The sequence below is a fragment of the Agromyces sp. NPDC058104 genome, from assembly GCF_042884835.1.
Lineage (GTDB): Bacteria > Actinomycetota > Actinomycetes > Actinomycetales > Microbacteriaceae > Agromyces.
The window spans coordinates 456,158-482,130 of sequence record NZ_JBHVTD010000003.1 but is presented as its reverse complement, the minus strand read 5'-3'; the positions used below and the strand labels follow the sequence as shown (position 1 = coordinate 482,130).

Genomic DNA, 25,973 nt, shown 5'->3' with positions numbered 1-25,973 from the left:
GGGCGCGGTCAGCCGGCGGCGACGCGCTCGCGCAGCTGCCGCTTCGTGCGCGCCAGCATGCCCGTCATGCCGCGCACGCGCAGCGGCGAGACCGCCTCGCCGAGCCCGAGGGACTGCGGGTAGTCGGCGGGGATGTCGAGCACCTGCTGCACGGTGAGCCCCGCGAGGCCCTGCACGAGGATGGACGCGAAGCCGCGCGTCGTCGGCGACTCGGCGGGCGCCGTGGCGTAGAGGTGCACGATGCCGCCGTCGACCTCGACGAAGATGAACACGGGCGACTGGCACTCCTCGACCCGCTCGAGCAGGTCGGGGTGCTCGGCGTAGCGCTCGGGAAGCTCGGGCAGCTCGTTCGAGAACTCGAGCAGCAGTTGGAGCCGGTCGCGCACGCCGAGGGCGAGGAAGTCGTCGCGGGTCTCGGCGAGGCGTTCGGGCAGCGTGGTCTGTTCCATCGCCTCAATCCTCCCACGGCCGCGGACGCGCATGGCCGCGAGGGGCGAGCGCGGGGCGGCTCCCCGGGGTCAGCGCCCGGGCACCTCGCCGCGCTCGGTGCCGGTCACGATCGGCACGCGCACCGCGCTGCCCCACTCGGTCCAGGATCCGTCGTAGTTGCGGACCCGGTCGAAGCCGAGCAGGTGCGTCAGCACGAACCAGGTGTGGCTCGAGCGCTCGCCGATGCGGCAGTAGGCGACGATGTCGTCGCCGTCGGCGAGCCCGACCTCGTCGCGGTAGATCGCATCGAGCTCGGCCCGGCCCTTGAAGGTGCCGTCGCCGGCGGCGGCGCGGGCCCACGGCACGGATGCCGCGGTCGGGATGTGGCCCGCGCGCAGGGCGCCCTCCTCGGGGTAGGCCGGCGCCGTCGTGCGCTCGCCGCTGTACTCCTCGGGGGAGCGGACGTCGATGAGGGGGCTGCCGAGGTGGGCGAGCACGTCCTCCTTGAAGGCACGCACCCGGCGGTCGTCGCGCGCGACGACGGGGTAGTCGACGGGGGTCACCGCCGGTGCATCCGTCGTGATCTCGCGACCCTCGGCGATCCAGAGGTCTCGGCCGCCGTCGAGGAGCCGGACGTCCTCGTGGCCGAAGAGGGTGAAGACCCACAGCGCGTACGCCGCCCACCAGTTGCTCTTGTCGCCGTAGACGACGATCGTCGAGTCGCGGGAGATGCCCTTCGAGCCGAGCAGCGCCGCGAACTGCTCGTCGTCGACGTAGTCGCGCACGACCGGGTCGTTGAGGTCGAGGTGCCAGTCGATCTTCACGGCGCCCGGGATGTGGCCGGTCTCGTAGAGGAGCACGTCCTCGTCGGACTCGACCACGACGAGTCCGGGGTCGCCGAGGTGCTCGGCGAGCCAGGCGGTGGACACGAGCCGCTCGGGGTGGGCGTACTCGGCGAACTTCGCGGCGGAGTCGAACTCGGCGGGCATGGGGACCTCCTGGGATCGCCTGGTCGGCGGGGTGTGCGGGGGAGCGGACTAGGCTGATGACCTGTCCACACTCGAATCTACGCGGCCCGCGGGGCGCAGTCACGGCACCCGTCATCCGGTGCAATACGGGAGCTCACCAGCATGACCTCGGCCTCCAGCCACGTCCCCATCCGGCTCGTCGACCGCAATCCGGCCATCTCGGGCGCCGAGATCGCCTCCGAGCTCGTGCCGCCGCCGCAGTTCGAGCACGCCTCGTTCGAGTCGTACCGGCCCGACCCCGACTTCCCGTCGCAGCAGGCCGCCCTCGAGCGCCTCAACCAGTTCGCGGGAGCGTGGCGCGCGGCCCAGCGACCGGGCGGCTTCTTCTCGCGGAAGCGCCCCGCCCGCATCGAGCTGCCCGGCGTCTACCTCGACGGCGGCTTCGGCGTCGGCAAGACCCACCTGCTCGCGGCGCTCTGGCACGTCGCGCACGGACCGAAGTACTTCGGCACGTTCATCGAGTACACCGCGCTCGTCGGCGCCCTGGGGTACCAGCCGGCGATCGACCTCCTGCGAGGGGCGAAGCTCATCTGCATCGACGAGTTCGAGCTCGACGATCCGGGCGACACGATGCTCATGACCAGGTTCCTCGGCGAGCTCATGGCGAGCGGCACCCGAGTGGCGGCGACCTCCAACACGCCGCCCAACGCGCTCGGCGAGGGACGGTTCGCCGCGGCCGACTTCCTCCGCGAGATCCACGCGCTCTCCTCGAACTTCGAGACCCTGCGGATCGACGGCCTCGACTACCGCCGTCGCGACACCGAGGGGCACGCGGTCGCCCTCGCGACCGACGACGAGGTCGCGCGCACCGCGGGAGCGCTCGCCGAACGCGACCACCGCGTCTCGCTCGACACCTTCGACGAGCTCATCGCGCACCTCGCGACCGTGCATCCGTCGAAGTACGTGAAGCTCGTGCAGGGGCTCGACACCATCGCGTTGCAGGGGGTGCACGAGCTCACCGACCAGAACGCGGCCCTCCGGCTCGTCGCCTTCATCGACCGCGCCTACGACGCCGAGGTGCCGATCATCACGAGCGGGCTGGCACTCGACCGGGTCTTCGGCGGCGACATGATGTCGGGCGGCTACCGCAAGAAGTACCTGCGCGCGATCTCGCGCATGATCGCGCTGACCTCGGGCGAGCTTCCTCCGCACGACTGAGCGGTGCACGCCGCACGCCGCGCGACGCGCGCCGCGCGCTGCGACGCCGGGTCGCAGCCCGCGCACGGCGTTCTCCTCGCGTTTCGGCAGCATCCCGAAACGCGCTGTTCACACGACGCCGCGACCCGTAACGGGCCGGAAACATCGCACGATCCCTCTCGAAACGTCCCCTCGTGAAACTTGGGCGCACAGGGTCCCCCGCCCTGCAATCCGAGAGAGGTTCGAGAGATGGATCAAGGCAACACCGCGTTCCTGTTGATCGCCGCAGCCCTGGTGCTGCTGATGACCCCAGGGCTCGCGTTCTTCTACGGCGGCCTCGTCAAGGCGAAGAGCGTCATCAGCATGATGATGATGAGCTTCGGTGCGATGGGCCTCATCGGCGTGCTCTGGGTCCTCTTCGGCTACGCCGTCGCGTTCCCCGGCTCCGAGGGCCTCGTCGCGCCCTGGTCGATCGACTGGTCGGCGATCGGCCTCGAGAGCCTCCTCGAGACGCCGGAGGGCGCCGCGTACCCGCCGCTCGCCTTCGTCGCCTTCCAGGCCACCTTCGCCATCCTCACGGTCGCGCTCATCTCGGGTGCGATCGCGGACCGCGCGAAGTTCGGCGCCTGGATGGTCTTCGCCGGCATCTGGGCGACGATCGTCTACTTCCCGGTCGCGAGCTGGGTCTTCAACTTCGGCCTCGCCGACGACGGCAGCTTCGCTTACGGCGGCTGGATCACCTACGGCATGCAGGAGCTCTTCGGCGTCGGCGCGATCGACTTCGCGGGCGGCACGGCGGTGCACATCAACGCGGGCGCAGCGGCCCTCGCGCTCGCGCTCGTGCTCGGCAAGCGGGTCGGCTTCTCGAAGGGCGCCCACGTGCCCCACAACCCGCCGTTCGTGCTGCTGGGCGCGGGCCTCCTGTGGTTCGGGTGGTTCGGCTTCAACGCGGGCTCCGAACTCGCCGCCGACGGCACCGCGGCCCTCGCGTTCGTGAACACCATCGCCGCCCCGGCCGCCGCGCTGCTCGCCTGGCTCCTCGTCGAGAAGATCAAGGACGGCAAGCCGACCTCGGTGGGCGCCGCATCGGGCGCCGTGGCGGGCCTCGTGGCCATCACCCCGGCCTGCGCCTCGCTGACGCCCGTCTGGGCGATCGTGCTCGGTCTCGTCGCCGGCGCCGTGTGCGCCCTCGCGATCGACCTCAAGTTCAAGTTCGGCTTCGACGACTCGCTCGACGTCGTGGGCATCCACCTCGTCGGCGGCCTCATCGGCACGCTCTACCTCGGCTTCTTCGCGAACGGCACCGGCCTCATCTACAGCGGCGACTTCACGCAGCTCGCGGTGCAGGCGATCGCCGCAGTCTCGGTGCTCGCGTACTCGTTCGCGCTGACCTACGGGATCGGCACGCTCATCCAGAAGACCATGGGCTTCCGGGTCAAGAACGAGGACGAGATCGCCGGCATCGACACCGTCGTGCACGGCGAGGACGCCTACAAGCTCGAGACCGTCTGATCGGTCCCCGGCCGCCCGAGGGCGGTGGGGTAGTGTGCCCGGTGTGTCATACACCAGCCGCTTCCTCACCGCCCTCGGGCGCGTCCTGCGGGCGATCGTCTCTCCCGCCTCCACCCGCCCGTCGGCGGGCCCGCCGGCCGGCGCCTCGGCTTCGGGGGCGGATGCCTCGCGGCGCGCGCCGTTCGCCGATGGCGAGCCCTCGCCGGGGCGGTTCGGCGACGACGCGACGATCGAGGTCGACCCCGACCGGCTGCGGGGCGTCGAGCTGAGCTACGCACCGACTCCCGACGGCGACCCCGACCCGGGGGAGGTCGTCTGGACCTGGGTGCCCTACGAGGAGCGCGACGGGCGCGGCAAGGACCGCCCGGTCGTCATCGTGGCCGCCTCCAAGGCCGGCGACTACCTGGCGGTGCAGCTCACAAGCAAGGCGCACGACGGCGACCGCGACTACGTCGCGCTCGGCGAGGGCCCATGGGATGCCTCGGGGCGCCCCAGCTGGGCGAAGACCGACCGCGTGTTCCGGGTTCGCCCCGGCGGCATGCGCCGCGAGGCCGCGTCGCTCGACGAGCGCCGCTTCGACCTCGTGGCCGGGGCCCTTTCGCAGCGCTACGGGTGGCGCTGAGGCCGCTCAGCCGTCGGCACCGGAATCGTGGCGATCTCCGAGGTCGTGGCGCCGCATCCGCCGGGAACGCAGAACGCCCCCGACCTCGGTCGGGGGCGTTCTGGTCTCAGTGGGCGATGCCGGGCTCGAACCGACGACCTCTTCCGTGTGAAGGAAGCGCGCTACCAGCTGCGCCAATCGCCCTGAGGGATTCGCGGAACCTCTCGGTGACCGCGGACTCGATACTAGCCGACGATCGGGGACGTTTGCACATCGAGCGCCAGCTGAGGGGTGCTCGGCTGTCCGCGAAGGCTCGACACGCCCGGGAATCGACGTCGGAATCGCCCGTTGACCGGCCGGAACGGCGTTCGGCGGTCGCTCGGTTTGTGAATCGCCCGAAGTGTGTATAAAGTCTTCTCTGCACGCAGAAATGCGAAAGCAACGCGGATGTGGCGCAGTGGTAGCGCATCACCTTGCCAAGGTGAGGGTCGCGAGTTCGAATCTCGTCATCCGCTCTGATCAGGATCAAGCACATGCTTGACTCCTGTTCTTTTGGTGGAGAACCCATACGCGGTGGATTGGCCGAGAGGCGAGGCAGCGGCCTGCAAAGCCGTATACACGGGTTCGAATCCCGTATCCACCTCCAGATCGAGAGCCTCGCACTCGATTCTGGGCGATTGGCGCAGCGGTAGCGCGCTTCCCTGACACGGAAGAGGTCACTGGTTCGATCCCAGTATCGCCCACCACGGAAAGCCCCGGCATCAGCCGGGGCTTTTCTCGTTTCCCGACGCGTGCGGTTCGTTCCACCGCGTCGTCATCCGAACTGCTCGAAGACGAGCGGGGGATAGGCGATGCGGGTCGAGTACCACGCCCACGAGTCGCCCGCGGTCTGCTCGATCGCGGCCCAGCCTCCGTACGCGGGGAGGTTCTTCAGGGTGAGGCTCACGGTCTGCTTCCCGTTCACGCTCCTGGGCCCGGCCCCGACGACCGTGCCGGAGGCGGCGTAGCCGCTCGCGGCGAGCGTCACCGGGGCGCCCGACTCGACGGTGAAGGTGCACACGTAGGTTCCCACGCCGGTGATGCCGTAGGCGGCGGGCTCGAAATGGATCGAGACGGCGGGATTGCGCGTGGGCGACTCGCGCCGGTCGAAGCCGGCGTAGGGCGTGACGGCGTCGGTCTGCATGATCGTCGGGCGGATGAGGGTGAGGTTGGTTCTGCCCTTGCCGACGGTGTGCACGGGCGAGAGGAAGTCGATCGGGGCCCAGAAGATCGGCCCGAGCGCGAGCTCGCCGATCCGGTACTTCTCGATCCACTCCTCGAGGCGGACGTCGGGCTCGAAGTCGGCGAGTTCGACGACGCGCTCGTCGAACTCGGTGCGGGAGCCCAGTTCTTCGGATGACTCATACATGAGCGAAACTCTAGAACTTCGGGTGTCGGGCCGTCTCAGGGGCAGCACCGAGGAACTGCGGAGGAGATGGGCCGGATCCCGGTGACCGGCTTTCGCTTTCACCGGAACCCGGTGGTCCGGCCAGCGACCGGTCCACAGGGATTGTCCCCCGAATCGGGGTTGATGGGGTACACCCCCGTTCGGGTGGGCCGCGGCGCCCGGACGTCGATCCGGCCGGCTCGGCACCGGCGACGGGCGGTGCTCGCGCACGACTACAGTTGAAGGGTTCGTTTCGAGAATTCCAAGGAGTGGATCCAGGTGGCTGACGGCTTCGAGCTCTTCACCGACCGTTCCGTTGTCGCGATGCGCGTCAACGGCGAGCTCAAGGACCTCGCGACGACGGTGACGGACGCCGACGTCGTCGAGCCCGTCACCATCGACTCGCCCGACGGGCTGAACATCCTGCGGCACTCGGCGGCGCACGTGCTCGCGCAGGCCGTGCAGTCGATCAACCCCGAGGCGAAGCTCGGCATCGGCCCGCCCGTCACCGACGGCTTCTACTACGACTTCGACGTCGCGGCGCCGTTCACCCCCGACGACCTCAAGGCGCTCGACAAGGAGATGGCGCGGATCATCCGCGCCGGTCAGCGCTTCATGCGCCGTGTCGTGACCGACGACGAGGCCCGTGCGGAGCTCGCGAGCGAGCCGTACAAGCTCGAGCTCATCGGGCTCAAGGGCTCGGCCTCGACGGGGGACGACAACGAAAGCGTCGAGGTCGGCGGCGGCGAACTCACGATCTACGACAACGTCGACCCGAAGACCGGGGAGACGGTCTGGAAGGACCTCTGCCGGGGCCCGCACCTGCCCAACACGCGCATGATCGGCAACGGCTGGTCGCTCACCCGCATCGCGGCCGCGTACTGGCGGGGGTCCGAGAAGAACCCGCAGCTGCAGCGCATCTACGGCACCGCCTGGCCCACGAAGGACGAGCTGCGCGCCTACCAGCACCGTCTGGAGGAGGCCGCGAAGCGCGACCACCGCAAGCTCGGCCGCGACCTCGACCTGTTCAGCTTCCCCGAGGAGATCGGCTCGGGCCTCTCGGTCTGGCACCCCCGGGGCGGCGTCGTCCGCATGGAGATGGAGCAGCACGCCCGTCGCCGGCACATCGAGGGCGGCTACACCTACGTGTACACGCCGCACATCTCGAAGGAGGACCTGTTCCTCACCTCGAACCACCTCGTCACCTACAAGGAGGGCATGTTCCCGCCCATCGTGATGGACGAGGAGCGCGACGCCGAGGGCAACATCACCAAGCAGGGCCAGGACTACTACCTGAAGCCCATGAACTGCCCGATGCACATCCTCATCTACAAGGAGCGCGGGCGCAGCTACCGCGACCTGCCGATGCGGCTCGCCGAGAACGGCACCGTGTACCGCAACGAGCTCTCGGGCGCGCTTCACGGCCTCACCCGGGTGCGCGGCTTCACCCAGGACGACTCGCACCTCTTCGTCACCCCCGAGCAGCTCGAGGAGGAGGCGACCAAGGTCATCGACTTCGTCATCTCGATGCTGCGCGACTTCGGCCTCGACGACTTCGAGCTCGAGCTCTCGATGCGCGACGACGAGAAGGACAAGTGGATCGGCTCCGACGAGTTCTGGGAGTACTCCACGAACGCGCTGCGCAACGTCGCTCGTGCGAGCGGGCTGAAGCTCACCGAGATGCCCGGCGAGGCGGCGTTCTACGGCCCGAAGATCGACCTCAAGACCCGCGACGCGATCGGACGCACCTGGCAGCTGTCGACCGTGCAGGTCGACCCCAACCTGCCCGAGCGCTTCGAACTCGAGTTCACCGACCGCGACGGGCAGAAGAAGCGCCCGATCATGATCCACCGCGCGCTGTTCGGCTCGATCGAGCGGTTCTTCGCGATCCTGCTCGAGCACTACGCGGGCGCGTTCCCGGTGTGGCTCGCCCCCGTGCAGGTGGTCGGCATCCCGGTCGCCGACGAGTACGCGCCGTACCTCGGTGCGATCATCGAGCAGCTGAAGGGCTTCGGCGTCCGCGCCGACCTCGACGTGAGCGACGACCGCATGCAGAAGAAGATCCGCACGCACACCACGCAGAAGGTGCCGTTCCAGCTCATCGCGGGGGAGAACGACCGCTCGGCCGAGACCGTCAGCTTCCGGTTCCGCGACGGCACGCAGGAGAACGGCGTGCCGATCCAGTCGGCGATCGAGAAGGTGCGCGGCGCGATCGCCGAACGCCTCCAGGTCAACACCCGGGACGACCTGTTCGTATGAGCGGCGACGGGGCGAGCTACGGGGCCGGCGAGTTCGAGGGCGTCCCGACGGATTCCTCGGCCGACCTCGCCGGGGTGCCCGACGCGTTCCAGCGCCTCTGGACCCCGCACCGGCTCGTCTACATCCAGCACGGCCAGCAGCCCGACGAGCACTCGTGCCCGTTCTGCCGCGCCCCAGAGATGAGCGACGAGCAGTCCCTCATCGTCGCGCGGGGCGAGCACGCCTACGTGCTGCTGAACCTCTACCCGTACAACAGCGGGCACCTGCTCGTCTGCCCGTACCGCCACATCGCGACGTACGACGAGGCGAGCCCCGAGGAGGTCGCCGAGATCGGCCTGCTCACGCAGATCGCGATGCGGGTCGTGAAGGAGGTCTCGCACTGCGACGGCTTCAACATCGGCATGAACCAGGGCCGCATCGCGGGAGCCGGCATCGCCGAGCACCTGCACCAGCACATCGTGCCGCGGTGGGCGCTCGACTCGAACTTCTTCCCGATCATCGCCGGCACGAAGGCGCTGCCGCGCCTGCTCGGCGAGGTGCGCCAGGAGATCGCCGAGGCCTGGCCCGCGTCGGGCGAGTAGTTCGCACGAAGGGGGCGCCGCGAGATCCGATCTCGCGACGCCCCCTTCGTCGTCGGCGGGGGCGCGGTCAGCGCACCTGGCGCACCTCGAACTGCATGCGGGGGTGGGCGTAGAACTCCTGCGACTCGACGAGCTGCAGCTCGCGCTCGCCCGACTCGTGGGTGCGGGTGAGCAGGTCGAACACGCTCGAGGTGGTGCGCGCGAGCGCCTCGGCCGCGTCGCCGGTGCGACGGTAGTGCGCGGTGAAGAGGGCGGCCGTGACATCCCCGGAGCCGTTCGCCTTCATCGGCAGGCGCGGGGTCTGCACGATCCAGGCGCCGCGCTCGTCGACGGCGAGCATCTCGATCGTGCCGTCCTCGCGGTCGGGGCGTTCGACGCTCGTGACGAGCACCGTGCCCGGGCCGCCGGCGCGGGCGAGGTCGACCGAGGCGAGCGTCGACTCGAGCGTGTCGGGCTCGGTGCCGGTCAGGTAGCCGAGCTCGAACTGGTTCGGCGTGATGAGGTCGGCGGCGGGCACCACGCGCTCGCGCAGCAGGACGGGAATGGCGGGGGCCACGAAGCATCCGGACTTCGCATTGCCCATGACCGGGTCGCACGCGTAGATCGAGCTCGGGTTCGCGGCCTTCACCTTCGCGACGGCCTCGAGGATCACGTCGGCGATGCCCTCGCCGCCCTGGTAGCCCGAGAGCACCACGTCGATCTGCCCGAGGACTCCGCGGTCCTCGATGCCGGCGATGACCTCGCGCACGTCGTCGGGGGCGATGAGCGGCCCGCGCCACGCGCCGTAGCCCGTGTGGTTCGAGAAGTTGACCGTGTACACGGGCAGCACCTCGACGCCGATGCGCTGCAGGGGGAAGACGGCGGCGGAGTTGCCGACGTGGCCGTACGCCACCGCCGACTGGATGGAGAGAATCTTCACCGGTCGATCATCGCACTTCGCTCGCGCACGGCGCGCACCGAGGCGCCGAGGTCGGCGGCCAGCCGCCGTTGCTCGTCGTCGTCGAGCTCGTGCACGGTGAGGCGCAGGCGCTCGGATGCCCCGTGGTCGCCGAGTGCGAACTCGTCGCCCGGTCGCACGAGCCAGCCGCGTCGCATGAGCTGCTCGGAGACCGAGCGTGCGGGTGCGGCGAGCGGGACCCAGACGTTGAGTCCGTCGCCGGGGGTGGTGGGCAGGCCCTCTGCGGTGAGCAGCGCGGCGAAGGCGGCGTTGCGCGCCGCGTAGTGCTCGCCCGCCGCGCGGATGCGCGCGGCGACGTCGGGGTCGGTCGCGAGGGCGTGCACGAGGCGCTGCAGCAGGTGGCTCACCCAGGTCGTGCCGGGCGTGAGGCGCATCGCGAGACGGTCGGCGGTCTCGGGGTCGGAGGCCGTCACCGCGAGGCACATGTCGGGCCCGAGGAACTTCGAGACGGAGCGGACGAGCGCCCAGCGCCGGTGGTCGGCGCTGATGAGCGTGTGATGCGGCTGCTGCGAGAGGAGCGAGTAGTGGTCGTCCTCGATGACGAGCACGTAGGGGTGCTCCGCGAGCACGGCCCGCAGTGCCGCGGCCCGGCGGGCCGTGAGGCTCGCGCCCGTCGGGTTCTGGGCGCGCGGGGTGCAGATCACGGCGCGCACGCCCTGCTCGAGTGCGGCCCGGAGTCCCTCGACGGTCATGCCCTCCTCGTCGACAGGCACGGGTACCGGGCGGTAGCCCGCGACGCGCACCGTGTGGATGCTCGTGAGGAAGCACGGGTCCTCCAGGGCGACGGCGTCGTCACGGGTGAGCGCCTGGGCGAGCAGGCGTTCGACGGCGTCGGCTGCTCCGCTCGTCACCGTGAGCCGCAGGGCCGTGCCGTCGGGCAGGTCGGCGCCCATCCATGCGAGCGCCGAGCGTTCGAGATCGGGGTCGATGACGGGCTCGCCGTAGAGCACGGGCCGCCGGGCGATCCCGGGCAGGACGCCGGACGGGTCGGGGATGAACGCGGCGTCGGGGTTCCCGGTGCCGAGGTCCCTGAGCGCCGTGTCGGCGGCGAAGCCCTCCTGAGCGACGGGCGCGGCGCCGGCGACGCGGGTGCCGCCGCGGCCCAGTGTGACGACGACGCCGGCGTTGGTCAGCTGCCGGTACGCCGAGACGGCGGTGTTGCGGTTGACGCCGAGCTGCTCGGCGAGCGCACGGACGGGGGGCAGCGCGTCGCCGGGGCGCAGCTCGCCGCGCTCGATGAGGGTGCGCAGGCTCTCGGCGATCTCGGCCGCCGAGCGCCCCTCGATGTCGGTGATCACAGTTCGCCCTTCTCCATGTCTCAGGCCATGCTATCTTTTGGCCTAGGACAAACTCTCCCTTTGTCTGCAAGTTGCGCGCACGTCCCAGCGCACCGCCGAAAGGATTCCCCTGTGACCGTATCCGAGACGGGCTCCAACCGCGTGAAGCGCGGCCTCGCCGAGATGCTGAAGGGCGGCGTCATCATGGACGTCGTCACCCCCGAGCAGGCTCGCATCGCCGAGGACGCCGGCGCCGTCGCCGTCATGGCGCTCGAGCGCGTTCCGGCCGACATCCGCTCGCAGGGCGGCGTCGCCCGCATGAGCGATCCCGACCTCATCGACGCGATCAAGGCCGAGGTCTCGATCCCCGTCATGGCGAAGGCCCGCATCGGCCACTTCGTCGAGGCGCAGGTGCTCGAGGCGCTCGACGTCGACTACATCGACGAGTCCGAGGTGCTCTCGCCCGCCGACTACGTCAACCACATCGACAAGTGGGGCTTCAACACGCCCTTCGTCTGCGGTGCCACGAACCTCGGCGAGGCCCTCCGCCGCATCAACGAGGGCGCGGCGATGATCCGCTCGAAGGGCGAGGCCGGCACCGGCGACGTCTCCGAGGCGACGAAGCACATCCGCAAGATCTCGTCCGAGATCAACCACCTGAAGTCGATGACGCGCGACGAGCTCTACGTCGCCGCGAAGGAGCTGCAGGCCCCGTACGAGCTCGTGCTCGAGGTCGCCGAGACCGGCAAGCTCCCCGTCGTGCTCTTCGTCGCGGGCGGCGTGGCCACTCCGGCGGACGCCGCGATGATGATGCAGCTCGGCGCCGACGGCGTGTTCGTGGGCTCGGGCATCTTCAAGTCGGGCAACCCCGAGGCGCGCGCCGCGGCCGTCGTCAAGGCGACCACCTTCTACGACGACCCCTCGGTCATCGCCGATGTCTCGCGCGGCCTCGGCGAGGCCATGGTCGGCATCAACGTCGCCGACCTCGCGGCACCGCACCGGCTCGCCGAGCGCGGCTGGTGACGACGACACTCCGCGAGGAGTCCGTCGGCGCGGGGGAGTCGGCCGCGGCCGGCCCCCGCGTCGGCGTGCTCGCCCTCCAGGGCGACTTCCGCGAGCACGCCCGGGTGCTCGCCTCGCTCGGCGCGGACGTCTCGCTCGTGCGCCGGCCCGAGGAGCTCGCCGCCGTCGACGGGCTGGTGATCCCCGGCGGCGAGTCGAGCGTGATCGACAAGCTCTCACGCACCTTCGGCCTCGCGGGCCCGCTGCGCCAGGCGATCGCCGACGGCCTCCCGGTGTACGGCACCTGCGCCGGCCTGATCATGCTCGCCGACACGCTGCTTGACGCGATCGACGGGCAGCAGTCGCTCGGCGGTCTCGACGTCGTCGTGCGACGCAACGCCTTCGGCTCGCAGAACCAGTCGTTCGAGACCGAGCTCGAGGTGCCCGCGTTCGGCGTCGTGCCGGTGCGCGCCGTGTTCATCCGCGGGCCGGTGGTCGAATCGGTCGGCCCCGCCGCGACGCCGCTCGCGCGACTCGCCGACGGCCGCGTCGTCGCCGTCGAGCAGGGCAACCTGCTCGGCACGAGCTTCCACCCCGAGATCACGGGCGAGCACCGGTTCCACCAGTACTTCCTCTCGAAGGTGCGCGCCCGCGCCTGAGCGGGGCCCGGTCCGGGGCGGCCCCTCCGCCCCGCGAAGTGGGGGCGCCCGCTCAGTGCGAGCACCGATTCCGCCGCCACGCGGCGGACCTACCGTCGCGGGATGACCAGACGACTGCCGAGCACCGGCGGCGACGACCGCGTCGTCGACGAGACCGGATGCGACACCAGCGACATCTTCATCATCCACCGCATCTTCCGCTGGGGGTACCGCGAGCTGCCGCGACTCGTGCGGGCCGTGCCCGCGGGCGACCTCGAACGCGCGACGACCGTCGGCAACGCCGTCGAGCTCGTCGACCGGGGCCTGCATGTGCACCACGAGGGCGAGGACGAGCTGCTCTGGGACCGTCTCGAACGGCGCGAGCCCGGCTGTGCGATGCACGTCGACGTGATGAAGGCCCAGCATGCGCGGGTGTCCGAGCTGCTCGACGTCGCCGACGGGCTCCTCGCCGAGTGGCGGACGACGGCCGACCCGGCGACGGGGGAGCGGCTGGCGGCAGCGCTCGACGACGTCGGCACGACGCTCGGCGTGCACCTCGGACGCGAGGAGGCCGACATCGTGCCCGTCGCGGCACGCGTGCTCAGCCAGGCCGAGTGGGAGGAGCTCGGCGAGCACGGCCGAGGGGCGCTGCCGAAGGAGGCGATGCCGGTGCAGCTCGGGCTCATGATCGACGCGGTGCCCGAGGGCGAGCGTGAGGAGTGGCTCCGCGCGAACCTGCCTGCGCCGGTCCGGCTGCTCTGGGCGCTGCTCATGCGCCGGAAGTACACCGCCTGGCATCGCGCCCTCTTCCCCGAGGGGATGCCGGCCCTCGTCTGAATCCTGGCCCGCGTGTCGCCGGGCCGCGCTACGCTCCGCTCATGACCGAGTGGATCGCCCTGCTGCGCGGGGTCAACGTGGGCGGCATCACCGTGCGCTCCGCCGAGCTCGCCGCGCTCTTCCGGGAGCTCGGCCTCGACGGCGTGCGCACGGTGCTCGCGAGCGGCAACGTCGTGTTCGCGAGCGACGACCGCACGGCCGACGCGCCGGCGCTGAAGTCGCGCATCGAGCGGGCGCTCGGCGAGCGGTTCGGCTACGAGGCGTGGATCGTGCTCGTCACCCGCCGCGAGCTCGAGCGCGCGGTCGCCGCGTTCCCGTTCGACGCCGACGACGGGTCACGTCAGCCGTGGGTGATCTTCGGCTCGTCGAGCGAGGTGCTCGACGAGCTCGTCGCCGCAGCAGGGGAGCTCGGGCTCGACGCGTCGGTCGACCCGGTGGTGCGCGGCGACGGCGTCGTGTACTGGAATCCGGTCAAGGGCACGACGGTCGACACGCCGTTCGCGAAGCTCCTCGCGAAGGCGCGCTACAAGCCGACCACCACGAACCGCAACCTGCGCACGCTGCACAAGGTGCTCGGCTAGCGGCCGGGGCGCGAGACATCCCGCCGCCACCCGAGCGCGCGCGCCGCGCTCGTCTAGAATGGGCTCTCGGCGGGCGGACCCGTCGAGAAGCGGATACAGGAGAGTCATGTCCGGGCATTCCAAGTGGGCGACGACCAAGCACAAGAAGGCCGTCATCGACGCGCGCCGCGCGAAGTCGTTCGCGAAGCTCATCAAGAACATCGAGGTCGCGGCCAAGCTCGGCGGTGCCGACCTGAACGGCAACCCGACGCTGTACGACGCGGTGCAGAAGGCCAAGAAGACCTCGGTGCCGAACGACAACATCGATCGCGCGATCAAGCGCGGCGCCGGCATCGGCGGCGAGGCCGTCGAGTACCTGAGCATCACCTACGAGGCGTACGGCCCCTCGGGCGTCGCCCTCATGGTCGAGGTGCTGACCGACAACAAGAACCGCGCGGCCGCCGAGGTGCGCACGGGCCTGAACCGCAACGGCGGCACGCTCGCCGACCCGGGCTCGGTGGCCTACAACTTCACCCGCAAGGGCGTCATCGTCGTCTCGGGCGAGGGCACCACCGAAGACGACGTCATGATGGCGGCGCTCGAGGCCGGCGCCGAGGAGATCGAGCCGCACGCCCAGGGCTTCGAGGTCATCACCGACCCCTCCGACATGGTCGAAGTCCGCAAGGCGCTCCAAGAGGCCGGCCTCGACTACGAGTCGGCCGACATCGAGTTCGTGCCGAACCTCAAGGTCGAGATCGACGCCGAGACGGCGCGCAAGGTGTTCCGCCTCATCGACGCCCTCGAAGACAGCGACGACGTGCAGAACGTCTACAGCAACTTCGACCTCACCCCCGAGGTGCAGGCCGAGCTCGAGGCGGAGTAGGCCGATCGCCGTGCGGGTGCTCGGCATCGACCCCGGGCTCACCCGCTGCGGCGTCGGCGTCGTCGACGTCTCGCCGAACCGCACGGCGAAGCTCGTCGACGTCGTCGTGCTGCGATCGCCGACCGATGCGCCGATCGAGCGGCGGCTCGCCAGGATCGCCGACGGGCTCGAGGCGATCTTCGACGAGCACCGCCCGCAGGCGGTCGCCCTCGAGCGCGTGTTCGCGCGCTCGGACGTGTCGACGATCATGGGCACGGCGCAGATCTCGGGCGTCGCGATGCTCGTCGCCGCTCGACGCGAGCTGCCGGTCGCGCTGCACACGCCCTCCGAGGTGAAGGCCGCCATCACCGGGTACGGTCGCGCCGACAAGAAGCAGGTCGGCGCGATGGTCGCTCGCATCCTCGGGCTCGAGTCGGTGCCGAAGCCCGCCGACGCCGCTGACGCGCTGGCGCTCGCGATCTGCCACGCATGGCGCACCGGCGGGGTCGCCGGGGCCGCGATCCGCGAGGCCGCGGTCAGTGGGGCGTCCGGCGCGGCACCGTCGACGGATGCCTCGGGGCTGACGCCGGCGCAACGCGCATGGCTCGCCGCGGAGCGCTCCGCGGCGGTGTCGGGGGCGGCCCGTAGGCTGAAGGAGTGATCTCCTCCCTCCGCGGGCGCGTCCTCGCCGCAGCCGGCAGTTCGCTCGTCATCGACGTCGGCGGCGTCGGCTTCCAGGTCAACACCACCCCGGCGCTCGTGCTCGCGAGCCGTGAGGGCCACGAGCTCGCGGTGCACACCTCGCTGATCGTGCGTGAAGACTCGCTCACGATCTTCGGCTTCGCGACCCGCGACGAGCTCGAGGTCTTCGAGCTCCTGATCGGGGTCACCGGGGTCGGCCCCAAGTCGGCGCTCGGCGTGCTGTCGTCGCTCTCGCCCGAGCAGGTCGCCGAGGCCGTGCACACCGAGGACGACGCCGTGTTCCGCAAGGTCAGCGGCATCGGCCCGAAGACGGCGAAGCTCATCACCGTGTCCCTCACCGGCAAGCTCGCGCCGCCGGCGGCGCGCAGCACCGCGACGCCCATCGCCTCGGGCGGCGTCGCCGACAGCGTGCTCGCGGCGCTCACGGGTCTCGGGTGGACCGAGCGGGTCGCCGCCGAGGCGCTCGACGAGACGCTCGCCGGGGCGAGCGAGGTCGAGTCGGCCTCCGTGCCGACGATGCTGCGCCTGACGCTGGCCCGGCTCGGGCCCGCCCAGCAGGGCGGGAGGGGCCGGTGAACGGCGCCGACGACCTGACCGACCCCGAACTCGCCTCCGAGGCCGAGCTCGCGTTCGAAGGTGCGCTGCGCCCCCGCAGCCTCGGAGAGTTCGTGGGGCAGACGCGCGTGCGCGGCCAGCTGCAGCTCCTTCTGACCGCGGCCGCCATCCAGCAGCGCACGCCCGACCACATCCTGCTGGCCGGCCCGCCCGGCCTCGGCAAGACCACGCTCGCGATGATCGTCGCCCACGAGGGCGGGCGTCCGCTTCGCATGTCGAGCGGGCCGGCGATCCAGCACGCGGGCGATCTCGCCGCGATCCTCTCCTCGCTCGTGCCCGGCGAGGTGCTCTTCATCGACGAGATCCACCGCATGGCGCGCTCAGCGGAGGAGATGCTGTATCTCGCCATGGAGGACTTCCGCATCGACATCATGGTCGGCAAGGGCGCCGGCGCGACCTCGGTGCCGCTCGATCTCGCGCCCTTCACCCTCGTCGGCGCGACGACGCGCGCGGGTCTGCTGCCCAACCCGCTGCGCGATCGCTTCGGCTTCACCGCCCACCTCGAGTTCTACGCCGAGTCCGAGCTCGAGCAAGTGCTCGTGCGGGCGGCGGCGATGCTCGGCCTCGACACCGACCGGGCCGCACTGGCCGAGATCGCGGGCCGCTGCCGCGGCACTCCGCGCATCGCCAACCGGCTGCTGCGACGCGTGCGCGACTACGCGCTCGTGCATTCCGGCCGCGCCGACCTCGATGCCGTGCGCGCGGCGCTCGAGCTCTACGACGTCGACGCGCTCGGCCTCGACCGGCTCGACCGGGCCGTGATGGAGACGATCCTCACCCGGTTCGGCGGCGGCCCGGTCGGGCTCAACACGCTCGCCGTCTCCGTCGGCGAGGAGGCCGAGACGATCGAGGCGGTCGTCGAACCCTTCCTCGTGCGCATCGGACTCGTCACGCGCACCCCGCGCGGGCGGGTCGCGACGCCCGCAGCGTGGCGGCATTTCGGTCTCGCCGAGGCCGCTCCCGACGCGGCAGCGGCGCTTCCGATCGATGACCTATAATCCATTGAGGCTCGTCCCTCAACGCCACTGACTTCGTGCGCCCGCGCACACCGGAAGGTACTTCTCCCTCATGACGTTCGACCCGTTCACTCTCATCATGCTCGCCGTGCTCGCGGTGCTGATCTTCTTCATGTTCCGCAACTCGCGCAAGCGTCAGGCCGAGGCTCGTGAACTGCAGTCGAAGGTCCAGGTGGGCGCGAAGGTCATGACCAACTTCGGCGTCTTCGGCACCATCCTCTCGATGGACGAGGAGGAGAACCAGGTGCTCCTCGAGACCTCGCCCGGCACGATCCTGACCGTGCACCGTCAGACGATCGCGCGCGTGGTCGAGCCCGTCGAGGGCTCCGACGAGGCGCCGACGGCCGTCGAGGGCGAGCCCGAGTTCGGTGAGCGCGTCTCCGACGCCGCCGACGACGCCCCGACCACCGACGAGACGCCCGACACCAAGAAGTCGGACGACTAAGACTCACCCCCGAGGCTCGGCCCGCGCGATGCTGCGCGGGCTCCTGCAGAGAAAGCAGAACACGTGGCTGCACCATCGAAGCGGTCATCCCGGCCGACGCCCGTCCGCAAGGCATGGCGTTCCCTCACCTGGCTGGGTGTCATCATCGCGCTCCTGTTCGGTATCAACGCGGCGGGGGTGATCTGGGGCGAAGGCTCCTGGACCCCGAAGCTCGCCCTCGACCTCGAGGGCGGCACGCAGATCATCCTCGCGCCGAAGGTCGAGTCGGGCGCCGACGTCTCGCAGGAGCAGCTCGACCAGGCGGTGGCGATCATCCGCCAGCGCGTCGACGCCTCCGGCGTGGCCGAGGCCGAGATCAACACCGAGGGCGACAACGTCGTCGTCCGGATTCCCGGTGAGCTCGACGACCAGACCCGCGCGCGCATCGAGCAGTCGGCGAAGCTCGAGCTGCGGGCGGTCCTGCTCGCCGATGCGGCCACGAACCAGACGATCGAGCCGAGTGCGAGCCCGTCGCCGAGCGACGCACCCGAAGAGGAGCTCGAGTCGACGCCGACCGCGGTGCCGACCGACGGCAGCGACCCGGCATGGGTCACGCCGGCGCTCCAGGCCGAGTTCGACTCGTACGACTGCGCGCAGATGGACGAGACCACCGAGGTCGCCCCGGCCGACGAGCCGCTCGTCACCTGCGACGTGAGCCGCACGGCGAAGTACCTCCTGGGCCCGGTCGAGGCGAGCGGCGAGAACATCGTCGACGCCACCAACGGCATGGTCCAGACCCAGACCGGCGCCTCCACGGGCCAGTGGGCCGTCAACATCGTCTTCGACGACGAGGGCACCGAGGACTTCGCGAAGGTCTCGACCCGACTGTTCGGCCTCCAGGGCCAGACGCCCCGCGATCAGTTCGCGTTCGTGCTCGACGGCGCGGTGCTCACCGCCCCCGCCATGAACGGGGCGATCACCGACGGGCGCCCGCAGATCACCGGCAACTTCACGCAGGAGAGCTCGAAGGCCCTCGCCGACCAGCTGAAGTTCGGCGCGCTCCCCATCAGCTTCACGGTGCAGTCGACCGAGACCATCTCGCCGACGCTCGGCACCTCGCAGCTCCAGTCGGGCCTGCTCGCCGGCCTCATCGGCCTCATCCTGGTCGTGATCTACACGCTGTTCCAGTACCGGGCGCTCGGTTCGGTGACGATCGCCTCGCTCGTCATCGCGGCGATCATCACGTACCTCACGATCACGATCCTGTCGTGGCGCGAGGGCTACCGACTCTCGCTCGCGGGCATCGCCGGCCTCATCGTGGCGATCGGCTTCACCGCCGACTCGTTCATCGTGTACTTCGAGCGAGTCCGAGACGAACTCCGAGACGGCCGGCCGCTGGTCGGCGCCGTCGAGGCCGGATGGAAGCGAGCGTTCCGCACGATCCTCGCCTCGAAGGGCGTCAACCTCCTCGCCGCGATCGTGCTGTTCATCCTCGCGGTCGGCAGCGTCAAGGGCTTCGCCTACACGCTCGGAATCACCACGATCATCGACGTCATCGTCGTGATCCTGTTCACCCACCCGATGCTACAACTGCTCGCGCAGACACGGTTCTTCTCCAGCGGCAACCCCTGGTCGGGTCTCGACCCGAACGCGCTCGGTGCCGTCTACCGCGGCCGTGCCGAGTTCCGCAAGCCCACCGCCGAGGTGGCGGGCAAGAAGGCGGCCTCGAGCGCCAAGGAGGCGCAGCGGCGTCAGACGATCGCCGAGCGCAAGGCCGCGGCGGTCGGTGCCGGCGATACCTCGAACGAAGGGAAGGAGTCCTGATGGCGAACCGTCTGACCACCTTCGGCAATGACCTCTACACCGGCAAGCGCTCGTTCAACTTCGTCGGCGGCCGCAAGAAGTGGTACGCGATCATCGGCGTGTTCGTGCTGCTCTCGGTGGTCGTTCCCCTCTTCACCGGGGTGAACTTCAGCATCGAGTTCCGCGGCGGATCGCAGTTCCAGATCTCCGACGTCGAGAACGCCACCGCCGAGCCCGCGATCGAGGCCGTCGAGTCGGTGGTGCCCGAGGCGACCACGAAGGTCACCATCGTCGGCGGCACCGGCGTGCGCGTGCAGACCGACCAGCTCTCGCAGGACGAGTCGCACGAGGTGACCTCGGCACTCGCCGAGGCGTACGACGTGCCCGAGTCCGAGGTGACGAGCTCGTTCATCGGCCCGAGCTGGGGTGCCGACGTCACCCGCCAGGCCGTGGTCGGCCTGATCGCCTTCGTGCTGCTCGCCGCCGTCATCATGGCGCTCTACTTCCGCACCTGGAAGATGTCGGCCGCCGCGATCATCGCGCTCATGGTCGACCTCGTGGTCACCACCGGCATCTACGCCGCCGTCGGCTTTGAGATCAGCCCCGCCGCGATGATCGGTATCCTCACGATCCTCAGCTACTCGCTGTACGACACCGTCGTGGTCTTCGACAAGATCCGCGAGAACACCGCCGAGGACGGCGAGCAGTCCCGTCGGACGTTCGCGGAGTCGGTGAACCTCGCGGTGAACCAGACCCTCGTCCGGTCCATCAACACCAGCGTGGTCGCGGCCCTGCCGGTCGCGGCGATCCTCTTCATCGGCGCCGGGGTGCTCGGTGCCGACACGCTCCGCGACATCTCGCTGGCACTGCTCATCGGCATCCTCGTGGGCACGTGGTCGACCGTGTTCCTCGCCGCGCCGCTGTATTCGCAGCTGCGCGAACGGGAGCCCGCGATCCATCGCCACGACCTCAAGGTCCTGAAGGAGCGTGAGCGCGCCGGCGGCGCCTCGACCTCGGCTGAGGCCCTGCCGACCGCATGACGTTCGCCCCCGGCGTGCTTCGCCGTGCACGCCTCACCCTCCGGAGCGGTGATAATTGAGTTCTGGAGGTGAGGCGTGACGGAGACCGGGGTCAACTCAACCGCTTCGCTGCGCCGCCTGGTGCCGCGGATCTTCTCGAAGGCCCAGCCATCGGGTGCGGTCGACACGCTGCTGCGGACGGTGCGGATGCATCACCCGAAGGCCGACCTCGCGCTCGTCGAGCGTGCCTACACGGTCGCGGACCGTGCGCACGAGGGCCAGAAGCGCAAGAGCGGCGAGCCGTACATCACGCATCCGATCGCGGTCGCGCAGATCCTCGCCGACCTCGGCATCGGCTCGAAGACGGTCGCCGCCGCCCTGCTGCACGACACGGTCGAAGACACCGCGTACACCCTCGATGAGGTGCGGGCCGACTTCGGCGACGAGATCGCGATGCTCGTCGACGGCGTCACGAAGCTCGACAAGGTCAAGTACGGCGACTCGACCCAGGCCGAGACCGTCCGCAAGATGATCGTCGCGATGTCGAAGGACATCCGGGTGCTCATCATCAAGCTCGCCGACCGCCTGCACAACGCGCGCACCTGGGGCTTCGTGCCCGCCGCGTCGGCGAGCCGGAAGGCGACTGAGACGCTCGAGATCTACGCGCCGCTCGCGCATCGGCTCGGCATCCAGGCGATCAAGTGGGAGCTCGAGGACCTCTCCTTCGCGGTGCTCTATCCGAAGCTCTACGCCGAGATCGAGAGCCTCGTCAAGCAGCGCACCCCGCAGCGCGAGGAGTTCGTCCAGAACGTCATCGACCTGGTCAACGACGACCTCAAGGCGGCGAAGATCCGCGGCAAGGTCGTCGGCCGGCCGAAGCAGTACTACTCGATCTACCAGAAGATGATCGTCAGGGGCCGCGACTTCGACGAGATCTACGACCTCGTCGGCATCCGCGTGCTCGTCAACTCGGTCCGCGACTGCTACGCCGTGCTCGGCGCGATCCACGCCAGGTGGACGCCGCTGCCCGGCCGCTTCAAGGACTACATCGCCACGCCGAAGTTCAACCTCTACCAGTCGCTGCACACGACCGTCCTCGGGCCGAAGGGCCGCGCCGTCGAGCTCCAGATCCGCACGCATGACATGCACCAGCGGGCCGAGTACGGTGTCGCCGCACACTGGAAGTACAAGGAGCAGACGACCGGCAAGTCGTCGGGCGGCCCGGCGATGCAGAGCGAGACCGACATGGCCTGGCTCGCCCACATCTCCGACTGGCAGGCCGAGACCGCCGACCCGGGCGAGTTCCTCGACTCCCTCCGCTTCGAGATCGGCGCGAAGGAGGTCTACGTCTTCACGCCGAAGGGACGGGTCATCGGGCTGCCCGCCGGTGCGACGCCGGTCGACTTCGCCTATGCCGTTCACACCGAGGTCGGCCATCGCACGATGGGCGCCAAGGTGAACGGCCGGCTCGTGCCGCTCGAGAGCGAGTTGTCGAGCGGCGACGTCGTCGAGGTCTTCACTTCGAAGAACCCCGACTCGGGCCCGAGCAAGGACTGGCTCAACTTCGTCAAGAGCCCCCGCGCGCGCAACAAGATCCGCCAGTGGTTCACGAAGGAACGCCGCGACGAGGCGATCGAGCAGGGGCGCGACTCGATCGCCCGCGCGATGCGCAAGCAGAACCTGCCGCTGCAGAAGCTCATGAGCCAGGAGTCGTTCGCCGAGGTCGCGGCGCTGCTGCGCTACGACGATGTGTCCTCGCTCTACGCCGCGGTCGGCGAGGGGCATGTCTCGACGCAATCCGTGCTCGAGAAGGTGGTCGCGCTCGTGCGCGACGTCGACGACGTCGACGAGCCCGACCTGCCGCTGCCGGTGCGCACCCGCCCGTTGCCCCGGCACGCCGAGTCGGGGGTGCTCGTGCGCGGAGCGCCCGACATCCTCGTGAAGCTCGCACGCTGCTGCACCCCGGTACCCGGCGACGAGATCGTCGGCTTCGTGACCCGTGGCGCCGGCGTGTCGGTGCACCAGGCGAACTGCCACAACGTCCAGTCGCTCCTCCGCGAACCCGAGCGCATGATCGACGTCGAGTGGGCGCCGAGCTCGAAGAGCGTGTTCCTCGTGCAGATCCAGATCGAGGCGCTCGACCGGGCCGGACTCCTCTCGGACGTGACGCGCGTGCTCTCCGAGCACCACGTCAACATCCTCTCGGCGAACGTCTCGACCTCGACCGACCGCCTCGCGCTCAGCCGTTTCGTCTTCGAGATGGGCGACACGACGCACCTCGACCGCGTGCTCAACGCGGTTCGCCGGATCGACGCCGTCTACGACGTCTACCGCGTCAGCGACGGCTGACCCGGGAGTGCTCCGACACGGTCGACCCCCTCTGCCCGTGCGAATCGCCTGCGGGCCAGCGCGAGGTGCGGCAGCCGGTGCGCCGTCGCGATCCGCGCCCGCACCAGTTCGGCAACGCCCGCGTGCGCCTCGACGAGTCGCGCGACGGCGAGCTCGGCGACTCCGTCGTCGAGCCCCGGGTCGCGCAGGACGTCGACCGCGGTGCGCGCCGGCGTGGTGCAGCGCGCACTCCCGAGTGCGAGCACGTCGCCGGCGTCGATGACGACTTCGCGCACGCAGGTGCCCGGACCGGTGACCACCGCCACGCGTTCGTGCAGCGGGACGCAGAACTGCGCAGTTCGGGGCGGTGCGTCGATCGCGCCGTGCACCCACGCCGCCGAGAGCCGCTCGATGATGAGACGGCGCGGCACGCGGAGCGCCACCGCTTCGGCGCGGAAGGCCGGAAGATCGGGTTCGTCGACGGGAGCCCAGCCCTCGTCGATCACGAACAGCTCGCCGTCGATGCGTGCGGCGCAGAGCTCGGCGAGCGGAAGGTCGTCGGTGCCGAGCACCCGGGGGAGTCGTGCCATGCGCCCATGCTGGAGCATCCGATGGGCGAATGACGAAGGAGGCGGGATCCTGTGGAGAATCCCGCCTCCCTCGGAGCGGTTCGGAGCAGTCGGCGGGTCAGCCGCCGACGGCCTTGAGCCAGGCACGACGGGCGTCGAGGGCCTCGCGCGCGGCGGCGGCGGCCTTCGCGTCGCCGGCGGCCTCGGCGGCCGCGACCTCGGCCTCGAGTTTCTCGATCGCGTCGTTGAGCTGGCCGAGCATGCCCTCGGAGCGCGCCTTCTTCTCCGGGTCCTCGCGCTGCCAGCGCTCGTCCTCGAGGGAGCGGACGTGGTTCTCGACCTTGCGGAGCCGGTCCTCGACCGCGCGCACCTGGTCGCGGGGCACCTTGCCGATCTCGTCCCACTTGCGCTGGACGCGGTTCAGCTCGGAGCGCGCCTTCTTGGCGTCGGTCTCGGTCAGGAGCGCCTCGGCCTCCGTGAGCAGCGCGAGCTTCTCCTCGAGGTTGGCCCGGTACTCTTCGTCGTCCTTCGCGTCGATCTCGGCCTTCGCGTTGAAGAGCACGTCGCCGGCGGCCTTGAACTTCGCCCACAGCTGGTCGTCGAGCTTCTTGCCGGCACGGCCGGCCTGCTTCCACTCATCGAGGAGGCTGCGGTAGTCGCCGACCGCGTCGGCGCCGCGCGGGGCGAGCGCCTCGGCGCGCTCGATGAGGCGCTGCTTGCGGGTGCGTACGTCGCGGTGTGCGGCGTCGAGCTCGGCGAAGAACGCCTTGCGGTGCTGCTCGATCGTCGAGCGCGCGGCGCGGAACCGCTTCCACAGCTCGTTCGCCTCGTTCTTCGGCAGGCGGGGGCCGTCCTGCTGGTGGCGCTGCCAGCTCGCGAAGAGGGCGTCGAGCTCGGCGGTCGCCTGCTTCCACTGCGTCTTCGCCGGGTCCTGCGCGGCGAGCGCCTCGGCCTGCTCGACGATGGCGGTGCGCTCGGCGATGGCGCCGGCGAGCGCCGCCTTCGCCTCGGCCTGCTGCTGCTCGGTGAGCTCCTTCGTGGTGCCCGACAGCGCCTCGAGGCGGCGGGAGAGCGACTCGAGGTCGCCGACCGCGTGCGCGCCGGCGACCGACTCGGTGAGCGTCGAGACGGCCTTCGCGACGTCGGCCGCGGGGGCGCCGCGGCGCACGCGCTGCTCGAGCAGGCCGACCTGGCCCGCGAGGTCGGCGTACTTGCGCTCGAAGTAGGCGAGTGCCTCTTCAGGGGTTGCGTCGGGGTACTGACCGACCTCCCGCTCGCCGTCGCTCGTGCGAACGAAGACGGTGCCCGTCTCGTCGACGCGGCCCCACGGTTGCTGATCTGATTCGGTCACGGCCTCACCCTGTCGTAGGTCGGACGCCGCGGGCGGCGGCGATGTTGCGGTCAAGCCTATTGGCGGCGGTCACGGGCTGCGCCGCCGCGTCGTAGGTCGGGTGCCGCCATCGGCGGCGATCTTGCGGTCCAGCCTAATTGGCGGCGGTCGCGGGCTGCGCCGCCGCGTCGTAGGTCGGGTGCCGCCATCGGCGGCGTGTGCTGTCCAGCCTATTGCACCGCCCGGCGGCGGTGCCGTGATCACTCGATCGTGAAGCCGGTGATCGTCGTGGGCACGGCGGGTGCGCCGTCGCTGACGCCGCCCTCGGCGCCGGCGTCGGTGATGCCCGCCCGCAGCTCGTCGAGCCCGCTCGTGACGGTGCCGATGACGGTGTAGCCGCCCGCGCTGTCGGCCGGGAGCGTCGTGTCCTCGTAGACGATGAAGAACTGGCTGCCCTGGCTGCTGGCGTCGTTGGGCACACGGGCCATGGCGATCGTGCCCGCCGGGTAGACGCCGTCGGCCGGGGCGTTCTCGATGGGGCCGTAGCTGTAGCCGGGGCCGCCCGAGCCGTCGCCGTCGGGGTCGCCGCACTGCAGCACCCAGATCGTGTCCTTGGTGAGGCGGTGGCAGGCCACGCCGTCGTAGAAGCCCGACTGGATCAGGCTGATCTCGCTCGAGACCGCCTGCGGCGCTGCGGCGCCGTCGAGCTCGATGCCGAGCGGGATGTCGTTGAGGGTCAGCGTGCCCGTCCAGGTGCGCCCCTCGGCGAGGTCTGGGCTCGGCACCTCGCCGTCGTTCTCGCCCGCCGCCTCGGTGGGCGACGGGGTCTCGCTCGCAGTCGGCTCGGGGGCGCCGGGGCCGCCGCTGAAGAAGAACAGCTGCGCGCCGACCGCGAGGGCCAGCACGACCACCAGCGCGAGGACCGCGATCAGGTTGTCGCGACTGCGTCGCCGCTGCTTGCCGGCGTGGACCTCTTGCCGTGCCTGGTAGGTGCGCAGGCGCGCGCGCTCTTCGCGCGCCTGTCGGTCGTTCGATGCCACGCCTGCTCCTTCTCCGGAAT

The 25,973-nt window shown here is 70.5% G+C and carries 25 protein-coding genes and 4 tRNA genes; 20 read left to right on the top strand and 9 right to left on the bottom strand.

Annotation, left to right across the window (positions count from 1 at the left end; translation table 11 throughout):
• Positions 1 to 8 precede the first annotated feature (8 nt).
• Both ACFVTH_RS16135 and ACFVTH_RS16130 read right to left on the bottom strand, forming a co-directional pair.
• Complete coding sequence (locus tag ACFVTH_RS16135) at positions 9 to 449, bottom strand: SufE family protein (RefSeq protein WP_387093014.1); 441 nt, start codon at positions 447 to 449, stop codon at positions 9 to 11.
• 69 nt (positions 450 to 518) lie between these two features.
• A complete protein-coding gene (locus ACFVTH_RS16130) occupies positions 519 to 1,418 on the bottom strand; it encodes a sulfurtransferase (protein WP_387093011.1) in 900 nt (299 codons plus the stop codon).
• 141 nt (positions 1,419 to 1,559) lie between these two features.
• Between ACFVTH_RS16130 and zapE the strand changes: the two genes are divergently transcribed.
• The 3 genes from zapE to ACFVTH_RS16115 all read left to right on the top strand — a co-directional run bounded on the left by zapE (position 1,560) and on the right by ACFVTH_RS16115 (position 4,728).
• Positions 1,560 to 2,615, top strand: a complete 1,056-nt coding sequence (zapE, locus tag ACFVTH_RS16125) for a cell division protein ZapE (RefSeq protein WP_387093008.1) — start codon at positions 1,560 to 1,562, stop codon at positions 2,613 to 2,615.
• A 228-nt stretch (positions 2,616 to 2,843) separates the two neighbouring features.
• A complete protein-coding gene (locus ACFVTH_RS16120; RefSeq protein ID WP_387093006.1) occupies positions 2,844 to 4,106 on the top strand; it encodes an ammonium transporter in 1,263 nt (420 codons plus the stop codon).
• A gap of 43 nt (positions 4,107 to 4,149) precedes the next feature.
• Complete coding sequence (locus tag ACFVTH_RS16115; RefSeq protein WP_387093003.1) at positions 4,150 to 4,728, top strand: type II toxin-antitoxin system PemK/MazF family toxin; 579 nt, start codon at positions 4,150 to 4,152, stop codon at positions 4,726 to 4,728.
• A gap of 110 nt (positions 4,729 to 4,838) precedes the next feature.
• Here ACFVTH_RS16115 and ACFVTH_RS16110 read toward each other — a convergent pair.
• Positions 4,839 to 4,911, bottom strand: a tRNA-Val gene (locus ACFVTH_RS16110).
• Between the two features lie 239 nt (positions 4,912 to 5,150).
• Between ACFVTH_RS16110 and ACFVTH_RS16105 the strand changes: the two genes are divergently transcribed.
• From ACFVTH_RS16105 to ACFVTH_RS16095, 3 genes are all read left to right on the top strand, one after another.
• Positions 5,151 to 5,222, top strand: a tRNA-Gly gene (locus ACFVTH_RS16105).
• A gap of 57 nt (positions 5,223 to 5,279) precedes the next feature.
• Positions 5,280 to 5,353, top strand: a tRNA-Cys gene (locus ACFVTH_RS16100).
• A gap of 25 nt (positions 5,354 to 5,378) precedes the next feature.
• Positions 5,379 to 5,453, top strand: a tRNA-Val gene (locus tag ACFVTH_RS16095).
• 68 nt (positions 5,454 to 5,521) lie between these two features.
• Here the strand turns inward: ACFVTH_RS16095 and ACFVTH_RS16090 are convergent.
• On the bottom strand, positions 5,522 to 6,115 hold the full coding sequence (locus ACFVTH_RS16090) for a hypothetical protein (protein ID WP_387093000.1): 594 nt from the start codon (positions 6,113 to 6,115) through the stop codon (positions 5,522 to 5,524).
• Between the two features lie 342 nt (positions 6,116 to 6,457).
• Here ACFVTH_RS16090 and thrS point away from each other — a divergent pair, with 342 nt between their 5' ends.
• Together thrS and ACFVTH_RS16080 are read left to right on the top strand one after the other, a co-directional pair.
• Complete coding sequence (gene thrS / locus ACFVTH_RS16085) at positions 6,458 to 8,392, top strand: threonine--tRNA ligase (RefSeq protein ID WP_387093661.1); 1,935 nt, start codon at positions 6,458 to 6,460, stop codon at positions 8,390 to 8,392.
• Positions 8,389 to 8,973 (top strand): HIT family protein, encoded by a 585-nt coding sequence (locus ACFVTH_RS16080; RefSeq protein ID WP_387092998.1) that lies wholly within the window; start codon positions 8,389 to 8,391, stop codon positions 8,971 to 8,973. Before thrS ends, ACFVTH_RS16080 begins: the two co-directional genes overlap by 4 nt.
• 67 nt (positions 8,974 to 9,040) lie before the next feature.
• On the opposite strand, the gene pdxY is transcribed toward ACFVTH_RS16080, so the two are convergent.
• Together pdxY and ACFVTH_RS16070 are read right to left on the bottom strand one after the other, a co-directional pair.
• Positions 9,041 to 9,892 (bottom strand): pyridoxal kinase PdxY, encoded by an 852-nt coding sequence (pdxY, locus tag ACFVTH_RS16075; protein WP_387092995.1) that lies wholly within the window; start codon positions 9,890 to 9,892, stop codon positions 9,041 to 9,043.
• Positions 9,889 to 11,229, bottom strand: a complete 1,341-nt coding sequence (locus ACFVTH_RS16070) for an aminotransferase class I/II-fold pyridoxal phosphate-dependent enzyme (RefSeq protein ID WP_387092992.1) — start codon at positions 11,227 to 11,229, stop codon at positions 9,889 to 9,891. The genes pdxY and ACFVTH_RS16070 overlap by 4 nt, the downstream gene beginning before the upstream one ends.
• Before the next feature lie 111 nt (positions 11,230 to 11,340).
• Here ACFVTH_RS16070 and pdxS point away from each other — a divergent pair, with 111 nt between their 5' ends.
• The 12 genes from pdxS (at position 11,341) to ACFVTH_RS16010 (ending at position 23,035) form a co-directional block, all read left to right on the top strand.
• The gene (pdxS, locus tag ACFVTH_RS16065) at positions 11,341 to 12,231 is read left to right on the top strand and encodes a pyridoxal 5'-phosphate synthase lyase subunit PdxS (RefSeq protein WP_387092990.1); all 891 of its coding nucleotides are present in this window, start codon (positions 11,341 to 11,343) and stop codon (positions 12,229 to 12,231) included.
• Positions 12,228 to 12,869, top strand: coding sequence for a pyridoxal 5'-phosphate synthase glutaminase subunit PdxT (pdxT, locus tag ACFVTH_RS16060; RefSeq protein WP_387092988.1), 642 nt, complete (start codon positions 12,228 to 12,230; stop codon positions 12,867 to 12,869). The genes pdxS and pdxT overlap by 4 nt, the downstream gene beginning before the upstream one ends.
• A 102-nt stretch (positions 12,870 to 12,971) precedes the next feature.
• Positions 12,972 to 13,685, top strand: coding sequence for a hemerythrin domain-containing protein (locus ACFVTH_RS16055; RefSeq protein WP_387092986.1), 714 nt, complete (start codon positions 12,972 to 12,974; stop codon positions 13,683 to 13,685).
• 41 nt (positions 13,686 to 13,726) lie between these two features.
• Positions 13,727 to 14,266 carry a DUF1697 domain-containing protein gene (locus tag ACFVTH_RS16050; RefSeq protein WP_387092983.1) on the top strand — a complete coding sequence of 180 codons (540 nt, stop codon included), beginning with the start codon at positions 13,727 to 13,729 and terminating at the stop codon, positions 14,264 to 14,266.
• 106 nt (positions 14,267 to 14,372) lie between these two features.
• Positions 14,373 to 15,128: a YebC/PmpR family DNA-binding transcriptional regulator gene (locus ACFVTH_RS16045; protein ID WP_376945508.1), complete on the top strand. Its 756-nt coding sequence runs from the start codon at positions 14,373 to 14,375 to the stop codon at positions 15,126 to 15,128.
• Positions 15,129 to 15,138: 10 nt separating this feature from the next.
• Positions 15,139 to 15,768 carry a crossover junction endodeoxyribonuclease RuvC gene (gene ruvC / locus ACFVTH_RS16040; protein ID WP_387092980.1) on the top strand — a complete coding sequence of 210 codons (630 nt, stop codon included), beginning with the start codon at positions 15,139 to 15,141 and terminating at the stop codon, positions 15,766 to 15,768.
• A complete protein-coding gene (gene ruvA, locus ACFVTH_RS16035) occupies positions 15,765 to 16,385 on the top strand; it encodes a Holliday junction branch migration protein RuvA (protein ID WP_387092977.1) in 621 nt (206 codons plus the stop codon). Before ruvC ends, ruvA begins: the two co-directional genes overlap by 4 nt.
• Entirely contained in the window at positions 16,382 to 17,422 is a 1,041-nt protein-coding gene (ruvB, locus tag ACFVTH_RS16030) for a Holliday junction branch migration DNA helicase RuvB (protein WP_387092974.1), read from the top strand. The genes ruvA and ruvB overlap by 4 nt, the downstream gene beginning before the upstream one ends.
• A 70-nt stretch (positions 17,423 to 17,492) precedes the next feature.
• Entirely contained in the window at positions 17,493 to 17,885 is a 393-nt protein-coding gene (gene yajC, locus ACFVTH_RS16025) for a preprotein translocase subunit YajC (protein WP_387092971.1), read from the top strand.
• Between the two features lie 63 nt (positions 17,886 to 17,948).
• Complete coding sequence (secD, locus tag ACFVTH_RS16020) at positions 17,949 to 19,688, top strand: protein translocase subunit SecD (RefSeq protein WP_387092969.1); 1,740 nt, start codon at positions 17,949 to 17,951, stop codon at positions 19,686 to 19,688.
• Positions 19,688 to 20,707: a protein translocase subunit SecF gene (gene secF, locus ACFVTH_RS16015; protein ID WP_387092966.1), complete on the top strand. Its 1,020-nt coding sequence runs from the start codon at positions 19,688 to 19,690 to the stop codon at positions 20,705 to 20,707. The genes secD and secF overlap by 1 nt, the downstream gene beginning before the upstream one ends.
• A 75-nt stretch (positions 20,708 to 20,782) precedes the next feature.
• Positions 20,783 to 23,035 (top strand): bifunctional (p)ppGpp synthetase/guanosine-3',5'-bis(diphosphate) 3'-pyrophosphohydrolase, encoded by a 2,253-nt coding sequence (locus tag ACFVTH_RS16010; protein ID WP_157424133.1) that lies wholly within the window; start codon positions 20,783 to 20,785, stop codon positions 23,033 to 23,035.
• On the opposite strand, the gene ACFVTH_RS16005 is transcribed toward ACFVTH_RS16010, so the two are convergent.
• The 3 genes from ACFVTH_RS16005 to ACFVTH_RS15995 form a co-directional block, all read right to left on the bottom strand.
• Positions 23,014 to 23,604 carry a hypothetical protein gene (locus ACFVTH_RS16005; RefSeq protein WP_387092963.1) on the bottom strand — a complete coding sequence of 197 codons (591 nt, stop codon included), beginning with the start codon at positions 23,602 to 23,604 and terminating at the stop codon, positions 23,014 to 23,016. The genes ACFVTH_RS16010 and ACFVTH_RS16005 overlap by 22 nt on opposite strands.
• Before the next feature lie 97 nt (positions 23,605 to 23,701).
• Positions 23,702 to 24,934: a DUF349 domain-containing protein gene (locus ACFVTH_RS16000; protein ID WP_386941000.1), complete on the bottom strand. Its 1,233-nt coding sequence runs from the start codon at positions 24,932 to 24,934 to the stop codon at positions 23,702 to 23,704.
• Between the two features lie 239 nt (positions 24,935 to 25,173).
• Complete coding sequence (locus ACFVTH_RS15995) at positions 25,174 to 25,953, bottom strand: peptidylprolyl isomerase (RefSeq protein WP_387092960.1); 780 nt, start codon at positions 25,951 to 25,953, stop codon at positions 25,174 to 25,176.
• Positions 25,954 to 25,973 lie beyond the last annotated feature (20 nt).

What these genes read in the sequence shown, in the direction of transcription:
- ACFVTH_RS16120 (WP_387093006.1), top strand. Translation starts at nt 2,844, where the DNA reads ATGGATCAAGGCAACACCGCGTTCCTGTTGATCGCCGCAGCCCTGGTG.
- ACFVTH_RS16090 (WP_387093000.1), bottom strand. Translation starts at nt 6,115, where the DNA reads ATGTATGAGTCATCCGAAGAACTGGGCTCCCGCACCGAGTTCGACGAG.
- ACFVTH_RS16050 (WP_387092983.1), top strand. Translation starts at nt 13,727, where the DNA reads ATGACCGAGTGGATCGCCCTGCTGCGCGGGGTCAACGTGGGCGGCATC.
- thrS (WP_387093661.1), top strand. Translation starts at nt 6,458, where the DNA reads ATGCGCGTCAACGGCGAGCTCAAGGACCTCGCGACGACGGTGACGGAC.
- secF (WP_387092966.1), top strand. Translation starts at nt 19,688, where the DNA reads ATGGCGAACCGTCTGACCACCTTCGGCAATGACCTCTACACCGGCAAG.
- ACFVTH_RS16005 (WP_387092963.1), bottom strand. Translation starts at nt 23,604, where the DNA reads ATGGCACGACTCCCCCGGGTGCTCGGCACCGACGACCTTCCGCTCGCC.
- ACFVTH_RS16135 (WP_387093014.1), bottom strand. Translation starts at nt 449, where the DNA reads ATGGAACAGACCACGCTGCCCGAACGCCTCGCCGAGACCCGCGACGAC.
- ACFVTH_RS16080 (WP_387092998.1), top strand. Translation starts at nt 8,389, where the DNA reads ATGAGCGGCGACGGGGCGAGCTACGGGGCCGGCGAGTTCGAGGGCGTC.
- ACFVTH_RS16055 (WP_387092986.1), top strand. Translation starts at nt 12,972, where the DNA reads ATGACCAGACGACTGCCGAGCACCGGCGGCGACGACCGCGTCGTCGAC.
- ACFVTH_RS16130 (WP_387093011.1), bottom strand. Translation starts at nt 1,418, where the DNA reads ATGCCCGCCGAGTTCGACTCCGCCGCGAAGTTCGCCGAGTACGCCCAC.
- zapE (WP_387093008.1), top strand. Translation starts at nt 1,560, where the DNA reads ATGACCTCGGCCTCCAGCCACGTCCCCATCCGGCTCGTCGACCGCAAT.
- ACFVTH_RS16045 (WP_376945508.1), top strand. Translation starts at nt 14,373, where the DNA reads ATGTCCGGGCATTCCAAGTGGGCGACGACCAAGCACAAGAAGGCCGTC.
- yajC (WP_387092971.1), top strand. Translation starts at nt 17,493, where the DNA reads ATGACGTTCGACCCGTTCACTCTCATCATGCTCGCCGTGCTCGCGGTG.